This is a genomic window from Streptomyces atroolivaceus (assembly GCF_000717025.1).
In the GTDB taxonomy this organism is placed as follows: Bacteria; Actinomycetota; Actinomycetes; order Streptomycetales; family Streptomycetaceae; genus Streptomyces; species Streptomyces atroolivaceus.
This window is the reverse complement of sequence record NZ_JNXG01000012.1, coordinates 65,579-82,038: the sequence shown is the minus strand read 5'-3', so window position 1 is coordinate 82,038 and position 16,460 is coordinate 65,579. Positions and strand designations below refer to the sequence as shown.

The 16,460-nt window shown below is 71.5% G+C and carries 14 protein-coding genes and 1 pseudogene; 5 read left to right on the top strand and 10 right to left on the bottom strand.

All coding sequences use genetic code 11. The features are described from left to right. Positions 1-136: 136 nt before the first annotated feature. On the top strand, positions 137-1,609 hold the full coding sequence (locus tag OO67_RS22510) for a UDP-N-acetylmuramoyl-L-alanyl-D-glutamate--2,6-diaminopimelate ligase (protein WP_033302943.1): 1,473 nt from the start codon (positions 137-139) through the stop codon (positions 1,607-1,609). Between the two features lie 45 nt (positions 1,610-1,654). On the opposite strand, the gene OO67_RS22505 is transcribed toward OO67_RS22510, so the two are convergent. Further along, positions 1,655-2,665: a GlxA family transcriptional regulator gene (locus tag OO67_RS22505; protein WP_244300292.1), complete on the bottom strand. Its 1,011-nt coding sequence runs from the start codon at positions 2,663-2,665 to the stop codon at positions 1,655-1,657. Beyond that, a complete protein-coding gene (locus OO67_RS22500; protein ID WP_033302942.1) occupies positions 2,653-3,300 on the bottom strand; it encodes an HD domain-containing protein in 648 nt (215 codons plus the stop codon). The genes OO67_RS22505 and OO67_RS22500 overlap by 13 nt, the downstream gene beginning before the upstream one ends. A 279-nt stretch (positions 3,301-3,579) precedes the next feature. Here OO67_RS22500 and OO67_RS22495 point away from each other — a divergent pair, with 279 nt between their 5' ends. Together OO67_RS22495 and OO67_RS22490 are read left to right on the top strand one after the other, a co-directional pair. Continuing rightward, complete coding sequence (locus OO67_RS22495; RefSeq protein ID WP_033302941.1) at positions 3,580-5,094, top strand: carboxylesterase/lipase family protein; 1,515 nt, start codon at positions 3,580-3,582, stop codon at positions 5,092-5,094. Positions 5,095-5,272: 178 nt separating this feature from the next. Further along, on the top strand, positions 5,273-6,406 hold the full coding sequence (locus OO67_RS22490; protein WP_033302940.1) for a S1 family peptidase: 1,134 nt from the start codon (positions 5,273-5,275) through the stop codon (positions 6,404-6,406). A gap of 143 nt (positions 6,407-6,549) precedes the next feature. Here the strand turns inward: OO67_RS22490 and OO67_RS22485 are convergent. Further along, positions 6,550-6,882, bottom strand: a pseudogene (locus OO67_RS22485) (cupin domain-containing protein); the annotation flags it as partial. A gap of 54 nt (positions 6,883-6,936) precedes the next feature. Here OO67_RS22485 and OO67_RS22480 point away from each other — a divergent pair. Then, positions 6,937-7,890, top strand: coding sequence for a GlxA family transcriptional regulator (locus tag OO67_RS22480; protein ID WP_244300291.1), 954 nt, complete (start codon positions 6,937-6,939; stop codon positions 7,888-7,890). Between the two features lie 18 nt (positions 7,891-7,908). On the opposite strand, the gene OO67_RS22475 is transcribed toward OO67_RS22480, so the two are convergent. Both OO67_RS22475 and OO67_RS22470 read right to left on the bottom strand, forming a co-directional pair. Beyond that, positions 7,909-8,289, bottom strand: coding sequence for a hypothetical protein (locus tag OO67_RS22475; RefSeq protein ID WP_033302936.1), 381 nt, complete (start codon positions 8,287-8,289; stop codon positions 7,909-7,911). A gap of 643 nt (positions 8,290-8,932) precedes the next feature. Next, entirely contained in the window at positions 8,933-9,550 is a 618-nt protein-coding gene (locus OO67_RS22470) for a substrate-binding domain-containing protein (RefSeq protein ID WP_244300290.1), read from the bottom strand. Positions 9,551-9,847: 297 nt separating this feature from the next. Here OO67_RS22470 and OO67_RS22465 point away from each other — a divergent pair, with 297 nt between their 5' ends. Beyond that, the gene (locus OO67_RS22465; protein WP_033302934.1) at positions 9,848-11,230 is read left to right on the top strand and encodes a transglycosylase family protein; all 1,383 of its coding nucleotides are present in this window, start codon (positions 9,848-9,850) and stop codon (positions 11,228-11,230) included. Here OO67_RS22465 and OO67_RS22460 read toward each other — a convergent pair. The 5 genes from OO67_RS22460 to OO67_RS22440 all read right to left on the bottom strand — a co-directional run bounded on the left by OO67_RS22460 (position 11,200) and on the right by OO67_RS22440 (position 16,449). Beyond that, the gene (locus tag OO67_RS22460; protein WP_208861065.1) at positions 11,200-12,348 is read right to left on the bottom strand and encodes a DMT family transporter; all 1,149 of its coding nucleotides are present in this window, start codon (positions 12,346-12,348) and stop codon (positions 11,200-11,202) included. The genes OO67_RS22465 and OO67_RS22460 overlap by 31 nt on opposite strands. Positions 12,349-12,573: 225 nt before the next feature. Then, positions 12,574-13,029, bottom strand: coding sequence for an ATP-binding protein (locus OO67_RS22455; RefSeq protein WP_033302932.1), 456 nt, complete (start codon positions 13,027-13,029; stop codon positions 12,574-12,576). A 98-nt stretch (positions 13,030-13,127) separates the two neighbouring features. Beyond that, entirely contained in the window at positions 13,128-13,571 is a 444-nt protein-coding gene (locus tag OO67_RS22450) for a response regulator (RefSeq protein ID WP_033302931.1), read from the bottom strand. Continuing rightward, entirely contained in the window at positions 13,568-15,193 is a 1,626-nt protein-coding gene (locus tag OO67_RS22445; protein ID WP_033302929.1) for a sensor histidine kinase, read from the bottom strand. Before OO67_RS22445 ends, OO67_RS22450 begins: the two co-directional genes overlap by 4 nt. Further along, a complete protein-coding gene (locus OO67_RS22440) occupies positions 15,190-16,449 on the bottom strand; it encodes a PP2C family protein-serine/threonine phosphatase (protein ID WP_033302927.1) in 1,260 nt (419 codons plus the stop codon). The genes OO67_RS22445 and OO67_RS22440 overlap by 4 nt, the downstream gene beginning before the upstream one ends. Positions 16,450-16,460 lie beyond the last annotated feature (11 nt).

The following is a 16,460-nucleotide window of genomic DNA, read 5'->3' as shown; positions in this document are numbered from 1 at the left end:
GCGTGCTCCGCGACCACGCGAGCACCGGTTCCACATCGCACGCGCCCGACCTCACCACCGCTGCTTCGGCGCACCGCCGTAGCGGCGTTCCGGCGACGGCCGCCCCCCGGCTCGAGCCACCCTCGAAGGGACCACCTTGAAGCTGAGCGAGCTGCTGGCCGGACAGAACCACCACATCCTCCAGGGTGACCCGGAGAAGACGCACATCACCGCCGGGACGGCTTTCGACGCGGACCGCGTGGCGCCGGGTTCGCTGTTCATCGCCGTGCCCGGCCATCTGGAGGGCGGTCCGGACGCGGTCGCCCCCGCCGTCGCCCGGGGCGCCGCGGCGGTCCTCGTGGAGGACGGCTGCGTGCTGCCCGCGACAGTGGGGGACGTCTGCGTCGTGCGGGTGCCGGACGCCCGGACGGCGGCGGCCGTCGTCGCCTCGCGCTACCACGGCGAGCCGGGCCGGCGGATGAACATGGTGGCGATCACCGGTACCAACGGGAAGACCTCGGTCTCCTACATGGTCGAGTCCGTGCTGCGGATCGCCGAGGGTGCGAAGGCCGGGGTCATCGGGACCTCCGGAAGCCGTATCGGCGACGAACTGATCCCGATGCCCCGGTCGGTGCTGACCACGCCGGAATCCCCCGACCTGCAGTACCTGCTGGGGTGCATGAGGGACCGGGGGGCAGGCACCGTGGTACTGGAGGCCACGTCCATGGGCCTGCTGACGCACCGGGTCGACCGGACCTTCGTCGACGTCGGGGTCTTCACCAACCTGAGCCAGGACCACCTGGACGACCACGGGACCATGGACAACTACCGGGACGCCAAACTCCGGCTCTTCCAGGGGCTGTGCGGGCACGCCGTGGTCAACGCGGACGACCCGGTGAGCGCCCGTATCGGGGCGATGATGCCCGGCGCGGTGACCACGTACGCCCTCGACACCGAGGCCGACTACCGGGCCACCGATCTGGTCGTCGACGCCTCGGGCACCCGCTTCACGCTGCACCACGACGGCCGTAAGTACCCGGCGGCCATTCCCGCGCCCGGCAGGTTCTCCGTGTCCAACGCGCTCGCCACGGTGGCGGCCTGCCACACCCTGGGGCACGCCCTGCCGGGCCTCGTCGCCGCGCTCGAGCGGATGCCGCAGGTCCCGGGCCGGTTCGAGCGCATGACGACCGCCGGAGGCACCTCGGTCATCGTGGACTACGCACACTCCCCGGACTCGCTGGACAAGGTGCTGAGCACCATCCGCGGCTTCGCCCGTTCCAAGGTCATCACCGTGTTCGGCTGCGGCGGGGACCGGGACACCACCAAGCGTGCCGAGATGGGGACGATCGCCGGAACGCACTCGGACCTGTGTGTGCTGACGTCGGACAACCCGCGCCACGAGGACCCGGAGGCGATCCTGGACCAGGTTGCCCCGGGCATCGCGGAGACCGGCACCCCGTACGAACGCTTCACCGACCGCCGCCGGGCCATCGCGTTCGCCCTCTCGGCGGCAGGCCCCGAGGACATCGTCCTCATCGCGGGCAAGGGCAGCGAGCCGTTCCAGATCGTCGGTGACGCGCTCCTGCCCTTCAGCGACATGGCCACCGTGCGGGAACTCGCCGGGAGCTGAGGCAGGGGAGCGGACCCGTGCCCCGTTCCGTGTCCGGGGCACCCGTCACGTGTGGGCGCCCCTGCCGGAGGCCATCGTCGTACGGAACCGTGCGCGGTAGACGGTGGGCGACACACCCAGTACGTGCTGGAACGTCCGCCGCATCGTCTCCGCCGAGCCGAACCCCGCTCCCTCGGCCACCGAGTCCACCGGGTCGCTGCCTCCGGCGAGCAGTGCCTGTGCGGCCTCCAGGCGCACGGACTCGACGTACCGGCCGGGAGTCATCCCCGTCTCCGCCCGGAAGAGCCGACCGAGGTGACGGGCGCTGACCCCCGCGTCACGGGCAAGGGTCTCCACATCGTGCCGCGCTCCGGGATCGGCTCCCACGGCGTCCATCACCCGGCGGACGACGGGATGGCCGGGTTCACGCGGGGCGAGCCGCGCGCTGAACTGGGACTGACCGCCCGGCCGTGCCATGAACACGACCAGCTCCCGGGCCACGGAGCGGGCGACGTCCGCGCCGTGGTCCTCCTCCACCAGGGCCAGCGCGAGATCCATGCCGGCCGTGACCCCTGCCGAGGTGATGACGTCCCCGTCGCGTACGAAGACGGGGTCGCCCTCGACCGACACCGCGGGGTAGGCGGCGGCCAGTTCGCCGGCCAGCCGCCAGTGCGTCGCTGCCCGGCGCCCGTCGAGCAGCCCGGCCTCCGCCAGGAGGAACGCGCCTGCGCAGACCGAGGCCGTCCGGCCGGCACGACCGGCCAGCTCCTGCACCCGGGCCACCAGCTGCCGGTCGGCCACCACCCGGCGCCACTCACGGCGGCCGGGAACGAGCAGTGTCCCGGGACGAGGAGGAAGGCTCTCCGGCGGACCGTCCACCCCGATCCTGACTCCCGCGGACGTCCGGACGTCCTCACCCGTCAGGGAGACGGTCCGGACCACGTAACGGGCCCCGTACGCATTGGCCGTGGTGAACACCTCGGCGGGCCCGGTGACGTCCAGCAGCTGTACGCCGTCGAACGCGAGCACCGCGACCACGTGAGCGCGGCGCCCCGGTGAGGGCGTCACTCCGGCCACGGCGAGTCCAGAATCGTGCGGACGAAGTCCCCGCGCTCGAAGCCCGGAACGTAGTGCTGGAGCACATCGGCCTTGACGTTGCCGAAGGCCGTCTCCGGTTTCGGGCGGATTCCGTCGGTGAAAGCGGCCAGGATCCGCCGTTTGAAGTCCGGCCGCGGATGGAGCGCGACGATCGCGGCACGGTCCGTCTCGGGGACGTCCTCGTAGCCGAGGCCGAGCACGTCGTACTCCACACCCGCCGTCACCAGCGCCACCTCGGGCTCCATGAAGGCGGGGATGCCCGGCGTGGTGTGCAGGGCGATGGCCGTCCACACCCGCCGCACGCTGTCCTCGGGCACGCCGTGCGACCGAAGGAACCGGCGCGCCTCGTCCGCACCGTCCACCTCGAAGCGCCTGCCGCTGGTGCGGAAGCGCTCGCCGAGCCCGAGGTCGTGGAACATGGCCCCGACGTAGAGCAGTTCCGGGTCCCAGGAGAGATCGCGTACCCGTCCCTGCAACGCGCCGAAGAAGTACACCCGGCGCGAGTGGTGGTAGACGAGGTCGTCGGTCACGTCCCGCACCAGCGCGGTCGCCTCGGCAGCGAGTTCCGTATCCGGTACCCGCACACCGGCCGTCGGTGAGTAGTCGGTCGTCATGGTGCCACCCGAGGTCTCGTAGGCGGGCCGGGCGCTCCGGCCCCGCCACTCCAGGATCCGCGCCGCGGCGATGTGCCGCCATGGCCGAAGCGCCGTACATCCCACAGATCCGGACAGAGCCCTCGGCCTCGGGCCCAGAGGCGTCGCTCCGGCCGCGATCCACATCGCGACCGCGTGGATCGACGCGATTGTGGTGTTGGCCCAGTCCGCCCGTCCGGTGCGAGGCTGATCACCGTTCCCGCCCGGCCGTCGGCGGGGCAACGGTGGAAGGAAGCGCGCATGAGGGTGTTCACGACGGAGAGCGGGACGGTCGCGGGTACAGCGTTCGTGTCCACGCCAGGAGTGGTCGTGCTGCGCGGGATCCCTTACGCCGCGCCACCGTTCGGCGCCGACAGGTTCCGGGCCCCGCGCCGGGCAGCGGCCTGGGACGGGACCAGGGACTGTGCCGTCTTCGGCCCCGTGGCACCGCAGTCCGCGCAACTGCCGGGGTCGCCCGCCTGGTCCCCGGGCGACGAGGACGTCCTCAGCCTCAACATCTGGACGCCTGGCTACGACGGCGACGCGCTGCCGGTGCTCGTCTGGATACACGGGGGTGCCTACGTGTTCGGCTCCTCCGCGCAGCCGGACTTCGACGGTGCCGCCCTGGCCGGCCACGGGCTCGTGGTCGTCACGCTCAACTACCGGCTGGGCTTCGAGGGATTCGGGCATGTCCCGCCCGCCCCCGGCGCCGGCGCCTGCCCGGACAACCGGGGTCTGCTCGACCAGATCGCCGCCCTCGAATGGGTGCGGGACAACATCACCGCCTTCGGCGGCGACCCCGGCCGCGTCACCGTGGCCGGACAGTCCTCCGGGGCGACCTCGGTCGCCTGCCTGATGGCGATGGACGGGGCGCGCGGCCTGTTCCGGCGCGCCATCGCCCACAGCCCCGTGAACGCCTGTGCCTCGCCCGGGTCCGCCGCCCGCACCACGGCGGAGGTGGCCGCGGAGGCCGGTGTGCCGGCCACGTTCGACGGGCTGGTGTCCGCCTCGCCGAAGGTACTGGTCGATGCCTCCGACCGGGTGACCGACGGGTACCGGCGCGACCCCGCATCCGGAGCCCGCCACTACGATCCGGCGATCTACGGACCGGTGGCGGGGGGCGCCGCCCTGCCCCTCGACCCGCTCACGGCGTTCGCCCGTGGCGCCGGCCGGGAGGCCGACCTGCTGGTGTGTCACACGGCGGACGAACTCTGGCTGCTGGACGCGGTGGGCAGCTGCGCGAGGGTCACCGAGGAGGGGCGGTTCGCCGCCTTCGCCGCGGACTTCCGGATCCAGGAAGGGGTACTGGACGCCTACCGGGGGCTCGCACCGGATGCCTCCGTGCACGACACCTATCTGGCCGTGTACGGGGACCTCCAGTTCGGCGAGTACAGCTGCAGACTCGCCGAGGCCCACGCGCGGGGAGGCGGCCGGACCCGCCTCTCACGCTTCGTCCGCAGGCGCGACGGCCGGGGGAGGCCCGTCAGGGCCTGGCACTGCGCGGACATCCCGTTCGCCTTCGGCACCTTGGACGACGAGAACGTCCACTTCCTCATCGGCGGGCCTCCCGGCGCCGCGGACCGCGAACTCTCGTCGCGCATGACGCGCGCGTGGGCGGACTTCGCGGCCACCGGGGACCCCGGGTGGCCACCGCTCGCCACCGCGGACGGCCCCGTGCGGATCTGGGACACCACTTCCCCGGACGTACCCGTCGGCCGGTGGGACGCGTTCCGTGCGCCGTGGCGCGCCTCGGGGCTGCCCCTGATCACTCCCTGATCCTCCGGGACCGCGCCGGGAATCGGGCGACGTGATTGGCATGGACCTGTCCGAAGAACTGGACTACAGTCCGTAGGCGACACCTCTGAGAGCGCTCTCAGACGGCTCTCGGACGCTTCCTGTTCCACCCCCACGATGCTGGAACAACAGAAGGGGCAATCCCTTGAGACATACGACGATGGTGCGGACCGGTCTCTCCGCACTGCTCATCATCGGTACCTGGGCGACCGCCGGGCTCACCCAGGCCTCAGCCGCCGACTCCCCCTCCTCCGCCGAACCTCAGGCGTCCGCCGGGATCATCACGGCCATGCAGCGCGACCTCGGACTGACGAAGAGCCAGGCAGAGGCGCGGCTCACCGCGGAGAAGAGGGCAACAGCACTGCAGGGAAAGGCGCACAGCGCGGCCGGGGCCTCGTTCGGCGGCTCCTGGTTCGACGAGGGCAGCGGCAAGCTGACGGTGGCCGTCACGGACAGCGCCAAGGCCGGGGCCGTCCGCGCAACCGGTGCGCAGACCCGCGTGGTCGCCCACACGGCGCGCGAGCTCGACGCCGTCAAGAGCAAGCTGGACGCCCTCTCCGCCCCTGACGGGGTCAGCAGCTGGCACGTCGACCCCCGGGCGAACAGCGTCGTGGTGAACGTCGTCGCCTCCGAACAGGGTGACAACGATGTCCGCGCGTTCGTCGCGAAGGCGCGCAAGGCCGGCCCCGTCACGGTGAAGCAGACCGCCGAGGCGCCGAAGACCTTCGCCGCGGGCACGGTCGGCGGCGACCCGTACTACACCGGCAACGTCCGCTGCTCCATAGGCTTCTCGGTGCACGGCGGCTTCGTCACGGCAGGCCACTGCGGCCAGGCCGGCGGAGCGGTGCGGGGCTGGGACGGTTCGGCCATCGGCAACTTCCAGGGCTCGTCCTTCCCCGGCAACGACTACGCCTGGGTGAACGTGGGCAGTGGCTGGTGGACCGTCCCGGTGGTCCTTGGCTGGGGCACGGTCTCCGACCAGCTGGTCCGCGGCTCCAACGAGGCCCCGATCGGTGCCTCGGTCTGCCGCTCCGGTTCCACCACCCACTGGCACTGCGGCAACGTCCTCGCCAAGAACGAGACCGTGAACTACAGCCAGGGCGCCGTCCACCAGATGACCAAGACCAGTGTCTGCGCCGAACCGGGCGACTCCGGTGGCTCGTTCATCAGCGGCGACCAGGCCCAGGGCGTCACGTCGGGCGGCTGGGGCAACTGCAGCGGCGGCGGTCAAACCTGGCACCAGCCCGTCAACGAGATCCTCAACCGCTACGGGCTGACCCTCCACACGGCCTGACGGATGACCCGCCGGGGCCTGTCGGCCCCGGCGGAAACGCGACCGGTCTGCCGCGGCAGCAGGGTGGCCCCCTGCCGCGGCAGACCTCGGCCCGTGGCGGGCCGCTCCGGGTGCGCGCACCGCAGTCGGACACCACCTGGCCAGCCCTCCGGATAGAAGAGGAACAGCGTGCAGCCGCTAGTGGTCGAGGGCACGTGCCATGACCCGGCCGGGGCGTGCAAGAAGGTTCCGGCCGGGTAGTCGCGTGCTCCGTCGTTGAAGGTGCCGGTGGCGACGTACACCTCTTCGGGACCGGGTTCGTGGACGTCGCGGTGCGGCCAGGAGGTGCCCGGGTCCATCTCCAGCACGTTGGCGTGCGCGCCGGTCGGCCCCTTCCACAAGGGGCGTAGCCGGATTCCGGGAAAGAGTTCGCGGACCGGGGACGCGTCGGCGGAGACGGAGACGTAGCCCTCCTGGGCAAGGATCTCGGAATGCATGTTTCTTACCGTGCCTTGCCCGGGGTACAGCCGGACAGAGTCCGGGACGACACCATGAGGTACTTTTCTGCCGTGCATCGCGTGGTGGCCCTGGTACGGCCGGTGCAGTCGACCTTCGAACTCGGCTGCGCCGTCGAGGTGTTCGGCACAGAGCGGGCCCGGGTGCCGCAGCACTACGAGTTCGAGGTGTGCACGGAGACGCCCGGTCGAGTGCAGACCACGGCCGGGTACGCGATCCACGTGTCCCAGGGCCTGGCCGCGCTCGATTCCGCGGACACCGTGATCATCCCCGGATGGCTGCCGGTGGAGGAGCCGCTCTCCGATGGTGTGTGCCGCGCGTTACTGGCGGCGCACACGCGTGGGGCGCGGCTGGTCACGATCTGCTCCGGGGTGTTCGCGCTGGCCCGAACAGGGCTGCTGGACGGCCGCTCCGCCACCACGCACTGGGCACGTGCCGAGCAGCTGCGGCGGGAGTTCCCCCGGGTGCGCGTGGAGCCGGACCGGCTCTACGTGGATCACGGCGACGTCGCCACCAGCGCGGGCGCGGGCGCGGGGATCGACCTGTGTCTGCACCTCGTCGGACAGGACCACGGGGCCACCCACGCCGCCCTGGTCGCGCGCCACATGGTGCTGCCGCCGCACCGCGAGAGCGGCCGGCGCCAGTACGCGACGCCCACCCCACCGGGGGACGTGCTCGACGGCCTGCTCGAGTGGGCCGTCGAACGGTTGGAGAAGCCGTTGTCGGTGGACGACCTGGCCGCTCACCTCGGTGTTTCGCCCCGCACCCTGGCCCGGCGCTTCGCCGACCGCCTCGGTACGAGCCCGGGTACGTGGTTGCTCTCCCGCCGTGTGGCCGCGGCGCGCGCCCTGCTGGAAGAGACGGACCTGCCGGTCGAGGCGATCGCGGCTCGCGTCGGTCTCACCTCGGCGGTCAACCTGCGCCGCCGCTTCCGCGACCAGGTGGGCACGACGCCGGGCGCCTACCGGCGGGCGTTCCGGATCTCGTGATTCGCCGGACAGGCTTGGCTAGAGAGGCCCCTCCGGGCCCTCGTCCCCGGAGCTCAGCTCCTCTGCCCGCAGCGCCAGATCCTGCAGCACATCGGCAGAGGTCACGTCCTCCTGCCCGGAGTCGTGGATCTGCGCCAGCGCGATGAAGGCCAGAGTGAAGGCTCCGACCAACTGCTCGACGGCGCCGCCGACCTCGCGCCCCACCAGGGCGGCCATTTCCTCGACGGTGGCGTCGGAGGGGATGGCGATGTGCGGCATCGTCTCGTTGAGAAGGGTCGTCACCATGTTCCCGCCCGCATCCGGGTCGCCGCCGTCCGTGTCCTCCTCGGCATGGCGCTGCATCTCGCCCGCCTCCGTGAGAATGCCGATCACTCGCTTGAGGACTTCACTCTGCTCCATACGGTGAGCATAAGCGCCCGGCCTCCCACGTCTGAGCGCCCTCCGGCGGTGTGCCGAACGGACCCGATGTCCTGGACGCCCGCAGGTGGGGCCACCCGGCCGGGGGCCCGCGCCGTCATCCGGAGAAGGGCCCCTCGCGTGGCCTGGCTCCCGGGACGGACCTTCCGCCGCCCTCCCTGGTGCGCGGCGCCCCTCGTCCCGTGCCCATGCCGCTGCCGCCCAGGAGGGACGCTCCGTTCGTGCGTCGGCCTTCCGGGCGGTGACCGAGTGCCGGCGCAGACGGTGCGGGCGCCCCGCCTGACGCGGGCCCCCTCACCTACGAATCCTTCGTCGTGCGTGCCACGGCCGACCCGGCGGTCGTCGGCCCGGTACTCAAGGGTTCCCGGGCTCACGAGGACATGACCACCGAGCACTCCGTTGCTCGCGACCTGGGCGGCCAGGTTCATGAAGGCGCTGTTGCCGGTGGTGGGCCCGTTGCGGCCGAACACCCTCACCGCGTCCCGCCAGGGGCTGATCCGCGTCCTCTGCCGACCGGCGGCGCTCACCCTCAACTGCGCCTGTCCTCTCCGTCCTCGCCGCCCCGGTGCCTCAGCGGATGCCAGTACCCTCGGTCGACGCCCGACGGGTCTACGGAGCCGACCCCTCAGGTGGAATCGCGTACCACCAGCTCCGGTTCGAGGATCACCGACCTAACTGGCCGGTCCGGCACGGCAAGCGGCCCAGCAGCAGTGCGGCCATCTCCGCGGCCATGTCCTCCACCGGCTGCCGCACCGGGGTGAGCGGCGGCCGACAAGGCCGAGGCGGCGCCACTGTCGTCGAAGCCGGTCACGGCCACGTCCTCGGGGACGCGCCTGCCGTGTTCCCGCAGCACATGGCAGGCCCCTGTCGCCATCAGGTCATCCGCCGCGAACACCCCGTCCAGGTCCGGGTGTTCGGACAGGAGGCGCTTCATGGCGGCCTCGCCGCTCTCCTGGGTGAACTGCCCCTCGGCGACCGGGGGACCGGTCAGACCGTGCTGCGCCGGCGCGTCCTGGAAACCCGCCAGCCTCTCCTGGCCCGCGGGTATGTCCAGCGGTCCACTGATGGTGACGATCTGCCGCCGGCTGCGCGCCAGCAGGGGCCCGGCGGCCAGCCGGGCACCCTCGCGGTGGGTCCAGATCGACGTAGCTGATCCGTACGGGCAGGGCGGGGCGCGCGTACAGCACGGCGGGCAGTCCGGCTCCTGGATCGCCGGGTCGACGTTGCGCACCCCGTTGATCACTCACGAGACCTTCGCGCGCGAGACACCGGCGGCTCGTGCCACGTCCTCCAGTGCGGGGGCCGCGCCGACCGGCCGCAGAGCATCCTTCGCAACCGCATTCACAGCACCGACGGGACGGGGGATAGAGCGCTCTCCCGATGCCGGCGAAGCGCTCGGGCCGGGGCGCAGGCCTCGTCCCCAGGGGGGTCGTGCGCCGGGGCGCGTGGGCGGCTGGCGCCAAATGTTCACTTGTCACCACCCGTAGTATGCCCATAAGTTGGCCGCTTGCGACGTGTCCTACAGTGGGGGAGCCCGATCATGGCCGCGACCGGACGGCACCGTAGATACCAGCCCAGCCGGATCAACCGCGCATCGCTCGCGGTGACGGCGGGAGGCGCGGGCATCGCGCTCCCGCTTCTCACTGCCGGCTCGGCAGGGGCTGCCTCGACCGATGTGTGGGAGAAGGTCGCCGCCTGCGAGTCGACCGGCGACTGGAACATCAACACGGGCAACGGCCACTACGGGGGCCTGCAGTTCACCCGGTCTACCTGGGCGGCCTACGGTGGCACGGCCTACGCCGCACGGGCCGATCTGGCTACCAAGGACCAGCAGATAGCCGTGGCCGAGAAGGTGCTGGACGGGCAGGGCCCGGGCGCCTGGCCGACGTGTTCCGTTCGGGCCGGCCTGAAGCAGGGCGGGGACGCGCCCGACCTCGCCCCGAAGCCTGAGCGGCAGGTGGCGGCGCAGACCGAGCAGGACAAGGCGTCGCAGTCCGGCCCTTCACAGAGGAAGACGCCCGGACCTTCACAGAGGAAGACGGACGACGCCGGGGCGGCGAAGGCCTCACCGACGGCCGTTCCCGGTCAGCGCGAGTCGTACACCGTCGCGCGCGGCGACTCCCTCTCCGGCATCGCCTCGTCCGAGCGCGTGCAGGGCGGCTGGCAGCAGCTGTACACGGCCAACCGTGCCGTGGTGGGCTCCGACCCCGACCTCATTCTTCCCGGACAGAAGCTGACCCTCGACGTGGCCGGGACGCCGCCGACGGCCCCGAAGCAGAAGTCGGCGGCCCCCAGGACCGCCGCACCCAAGGCCACGGAGAAGGCTGCTCCCAGGACCGCCACCCCGAAGGACACGGAGAAGGCTGCCCCCAGGACCGCCACCCCGAAGGCCACGGAGAAGACGAAGCCGGCCGCTCGCGAGCAGGCGGCCAAGCCTGCCGCCGAGAAGAGGACGGCGAAGCCCGCGGCCGAGAAGAAGACGGCGAAGCCCGCCGCCGAGAAGAAGACGGCCAAGCCGCGGTCCGGCCTCACCGCCCCCGTGGCGGCCCGCACCGGAACTCCCTACCACCAGGCCGGATCCTGGTCCAGCGGCTACCACACGGGCGTCGACTTCCCGGTACCCACCGGCACCTCCGTCAAGGCCGTGGCGTCCGGCAAGGTCGTCTCGGCCGGATGGGCAGGCGCGTACGGCTACGAGGTCGTCATCCGGCACGACGACGGAAGGTACAGCCAGTACGCCCACCTCTCCTCGCTCCACGTGCGCGAGGGCCAGCAGGTCGGCAGCGGTCAGCGGATCGCACGCTCGGGATCCACCGGTAACAGCAGCGGCCCGCACCTGCACTTCGAGATCCGTACCGGCCCCGGCTACGGATCCGACATCGATCCCCTCGCCTACCTCAGGGCCGGCGGCGTCAGCGTGTGAACGGTCCCCGCCCCGCCCTCTAAGTCACTCCGGCGAGCCTGGCCGGCAGCAGGCCGCCTGCCACCGAACTCGACGCGCCCGCCGCTGTGGTCCAGCGGCAGGGTGAGCGGAAGGGAGAGTGCGGTGGGCCCCGGAAAAGGGTCCGGCAGTACCGCCGCCCCCTGGGGAAGAGCGGGCTTCGACGGCTCGGGCAGTACCACGCTGTGAGGTGCGCCAGAGGCCTCGGCCGCGGTGGAGGCCTCGCTCTCCGCCGTGCGCTCCCGGGGTGCCGTCCGCTCCGGTGTACGTGGCTGGGCGCCCACCCGCTCCGTGGTCAGCAGCACCAGGCCGGCCGCGGCCAGCGCACCGCAGCAGAGAGCGAGCACGGTGCCGGTCATGCCGTAGCGGAACTGCTCCCCGAACATGGTGATGCCCACGGCGGCCGCCAGAACCGGGTTGACCACGGTGACCGTCGCGAGGGGCGCCGTCAGCCCCGCGCCCCGGTAGGCGGCCTGGGAGAGCAGAAGCCCCGCGGATGCGAGCCCCGCGATCACCAGGAGGGTCGGCAGCCCGGAAGTCACCGAGCCGGAGGTCCACTCCACCGCAACGATCTTCGTGAACACCGACGCCATGCCGAAGGCGACGCCGGCGCCGGTGGCCAGCACCACGCTGCGCAGCATCGGCCGGTGCAGTCCCCTGGCGAGGACCAGCAGGACGACCACGGCACCGAAGGTCCCGGTCGCAAGCATCATCTGCTCCGGTCCGGCCAGCGTGTGGGATCCCGCGCTCCCTGTGAGCGCCAGCAGCCCGGCAAGGCCGACCGTGGCCATCACGGCGCCGCGCCACGCCGTCCGCCCCGCCCGGCGGCGGACGAAGACCGCTGCCATCGGCAGGGCGAAGACGATCGTCAGGGCCCCGAGGGGCTGTACGAGGCTGAGCGGCCCGTAGGCCAGCGCCACTACGTGCAACACCGCTCCCACCCCGTTGAGCGCCACCGCCACCCACCAGGCGCCGTTGCGCAGCGGTGCGTACGGGCGGCTGTCACCGGCCGCGGCCACGCGCTCCTGAACGATCGCGCCGGCCGCATAGGCGATTGCGGAGACCAGCGACAACAGCACGGAAAGCGCGAGGGAACTCATGTACACCACGATGTCCCGTCGGAGCCGCCACGTCGTCGTCCCTGAGGCGGCGATTCGGCGTACTGCTCCGGTAGTACGTCCATCACTCCTGGGTCCTACTCTCGACGGTAGTCCTCCTCGCCCGAGGGCTCAGAAGTTCGTCGGGAGGCGACCCCGCTCCGGCTTCCTTCGCACAGGCGTGCCCGGAAGCGTGTCCCACAGGCCGTGGGCGGACACCGCGGTCGTTCAGGTGCTGAGCATGAACTCGGCCCGGATGCGTTTGCCCACGGGCACGCGCTCGGCCGTGACCCGGTCGCAGAGGGCGACGACGATCTCCATGCCGTGACCGCCGAGACGGGCCGGGTCGGGGGAGTAGAGCACCGGAAGTGCCGTGCTGCTGTCGTACACCGTGACGCTGATGCGGCGCGCGTCGCCCTCGAGCTCCAGGAGATACGGACCGTGACTGTAGCGGTCCGCATTGGTGATGAGCTCGCTCACCGCCAGCATCAGATCGCTGCGGGTGTGCTCACCGAGCACCGCGAGCCACTCAGCCACGAGCCGCGCCAGAAAGCGGTCGGCGAGCGCGCGGGCCTGCGCGATGCACCCGGGCTCGCCGTCGAACACCTCGGCGGTGAGCAGAACCTCAGAGGACGGGGACCCTGAGAAGGGGTCGTCCGGCCGTGAGGTTGCCTGTTCGTTCATGTGCTCCAGCCAGGGCGCCGCAGGGGAGGTCGTCGACCTCTTCTCGCCGTTCGTCTACCCGCGCCGAGAGATCCCACTCGGGGGGATCCCTCCAGATCTTACGCACGCGGAGGCAGCCGGACCACGCTGACGAAGAAGTCGTCGATCTGGCGCACGGCCCCGATGAACTGCTCCAGGTCGACCGGCTTGGTGACGTAGGCGTTGGCGTGCAGCTTGTAACTGCGCAGGATGTCCTCCTCGGCCGAGGACGTGGTGAGGACCACCACCGGGATGAGCGCCAGTTCCGGGTCGGTCTTGATCCGCTCGAGCACCTGCCGGCCGTCGTACCTCGGCAGGTTCAGGTCGAGAAGAACCAGGTCCGGGCGCGGCGCATCCGCGTACTCGCCCTGGCGGTAGAGGAAGTCGAGCGCCTCCTGCCCGTCGCGCACCACGTGGAGGGTGTTCTGGATCTTGTTGTCCTCGAAGGCCTCGCGGGTCATCAGCTCGTCGCCGGGGTCGTCCTCGACCAGCAGGACCTCGATGGGCTTGACGGCGTCGTTCACGGGGTGTCTCCCGACCTGGGGGTGAGCGGGGCGGGGGCGAGCAGCTCCGCCGTGGTGTGCGTGGGTGCTTCAGGAAGGACGGGCAGGGTGAAGTGAATCAGTGTGCCCTCGGCCGGCTTCGGGTCCAGCCAGATCCGGCCACCGTGGAATTCGATGATCTTGCGGCAGAGGGAGAGCCCGATCCCGGTTCCCTCGTACTCGTCGCGGGCGTGCAGGCGCTGGAAGATGACGAAGACCTTGTCGGCGAATTCCGGCGCGATCCCGATGCCGTTGTCGGCGACCGTCAGATGCCAGTCGCCGCCCTCCCGGACACACCCTACGGTGATCCGGCACGGCACATCGGTCCGGCGGAACTTGACCGCGTTCCCGAGGAGGTTCTGCCACACCATGGTGAGCGAGGTCGAGTCACCGAGCAGCTCCGGCAGGGGATCCTCGCGTACGACGACGGCTCCGGACTCCTCGACGGCCAGGGTGAGGTTGGACAGGGCCCGGTCCAGGGCCGCGTCGAGGTCGACCGGTTTCCAGCTCTGCTGCACCCGTCCCACCCGGGAGAAGGTCAGCAGGTCGTTGATGAGCACCTGCATCCGCTTGGCGCCGTCGACCGCGAAGTCGATGTACTGCCGGCCGCGTTCGTCCAGCTCCGAGCTGTAGCGCTTGTCCAGCAGCTGGCAGAAGGAGGCCACCTTCCGGAGCGGTTCCTGGAGGTCGTGCGAGGCGACGTAGGCGAACTGTTCCAGCTCGGAGTTGGACCGGCGCAGCTCCGTGGTCTGCTCGGCCAGCAGGGTCTCCCGCTCCTGGGACTCGGCCAGCTCGGCGACCAGGCGCCGGCGCATGTCCTCGGCCGCCGCGGCCACCGCCCTCACGTCGGAGGGGCCCCGGACGTCGATCCTGCCGGTGAAGGCGCCCGACCTGACCTTGTTCGAGGCCGCGGTCAGCGCGCCCAGCGGCCGGCCCACCATGCGCTGCAGCAGCATGCTGAGCGACACGACCGCGAGCACGAAACCGATCACCAGGGCGATGAGTACGCGGTCGCGCGTGACGCGGGCGTCATCGAGCTCGGCGCGGGCGTGGTCACGTGCGTCGTCGAGATGGCTCTGCTGGACGGTGTAGAGCAGACGCAGGGCGTCGAACTCCGCCTTGCTCCGCATGATCGGGGCAGAGGACGCACCGGTGGGCCCGCTCGCCCGGACGGCGGCGATCAGTGGCTCGGCCCGCTGGGTCCGCCACTGCTGGGCGGCCTTCTGGATCCGGCCCAGATCCTCGACGTACGGCTGCTCGTTCCCGGTCAGCGAGCGCACCCGGGCCAGATGCTGCCGCTCGGCGCGCATGCCGCTCTCGTAGGGCTCCAGGAAGGTGGTGTCGCCGGTGAGGGCGAAACCACGTACCCCGGTCTCCTGGTCGAGGAGCGCGTTCTGCAGCTGGAACGAGGCGGAGCGGGCGGGCTGGATGCGGTCCACCAGGTCCATGGTCCGGTCCGAGATGCGGGAGAGGACGATCCCGCCCACGACGAGGCAACCGCAGACCACCAGCACGAAGCCGGCGAGAATCAGATGGACCCAGTTCTGGACCGACAGCCGGGCTATCCGGCCGGGGCCGCCTGCCGCTTGTGCCGTGGTGTTCATGAGGCCGCCTTCCAGCCGAGGTGCAGGACGGCCACGTCATCGGCCAGGCCGCCGTAGGGAGAGGCGCTCTCGGTGGCCTCCGCCACCAGTGCGTCGACGAAAGCGCGGGGCCCCAGCGCGCCGTACTTGCCGGCCATGGCCAGCAGACCCTCCTCGCCCAGCCGGGAGCTGGGGCCCGTACGTCCCTCGAAGAGGCCGTCGGTGAACAGGACGAGCTCGCTCCCGGGGAGGAGCTCCAGCTCCGTGATCGTCCAGCGGCCGGCACCGGGCAACAACCCGAGGGCCATGCCCGCTTCGGGCTCCGACCAGTCGACCTCCGTCCCTCGCCGCAGCAGCAGCCCGGGGTGCCCGGCCCGCACGACGAGAACCCTGTCCCTGCCCGGTGGGAAGACGAGTGTGGTCACGGTGGCGAACACATGGGGATCCGACCGTTCGGCGACGAGTATCTCCTCCAGGAGACCGATCGTCTCCAGCTGACTGACACCGGTCAGTACGGCTGTCCGCCAGGCGACCCGCAGACAGACCCCCAGAGCCGCCTCCGCGGCCCCATGCCCCGACACATCGCCGATCACCGCGTGCACCGCGCCGTCGGCGGTCTGCACCACGTCGTAGAAGTCGCCGCTCAGAAGTCCGTGCGCGCGGCCGGCCTCGTAGCGCGCGGCCACCTCGAAGCTGTCGTCCAGGAGCAGCGGAATCGGCAGCAGCGCGCGCTCCAGACGGGCGTTCTCCTGGGCGATCAGGCGACTGGTCCGCATCGCGGCGGCCGAGCGTTCGGCGTGCTTGCGCTGGAGGGCGTAGCGGACGGCGCGGCCCAGCACCTCGGGATCGATCCTGCCCTTGACGAGGTAGTCCTGGGCGCCCTGGGCCACCGCGGACAGCCCGGTCTCCGACTCGTCCAGACCCGTCAGCACGATGACGGCCGCGTCAGGGGCGGACTCGACGAGCTGGCGTACGGCGTCGAGGCCGTTCACATCGGGCAGGTGCAGATCCAGCAGCACACAGACCGGCGTGCGGCAGCCGAGCAGGAACCGCCGCGCCTCCGCCATCGTCTTGCACCACGTGAGCGGGGCGTCCAGCTCGCTGTCGGTGAGCATCTCCTCGACGAGGAGCGCGTCCCCGGAGTCGTCCTCGACCAGGAGCAGTGCGGCGTCGACGTCCCAGACGGACGCGTCGGCGGAGGTCAGCACCCTCTGCTGCTCCGGGATCACGCTGGGCTGCTTCACACGCGCAGAGGTGTCCAACGGCGACTCGGTCACACTCCTCCACC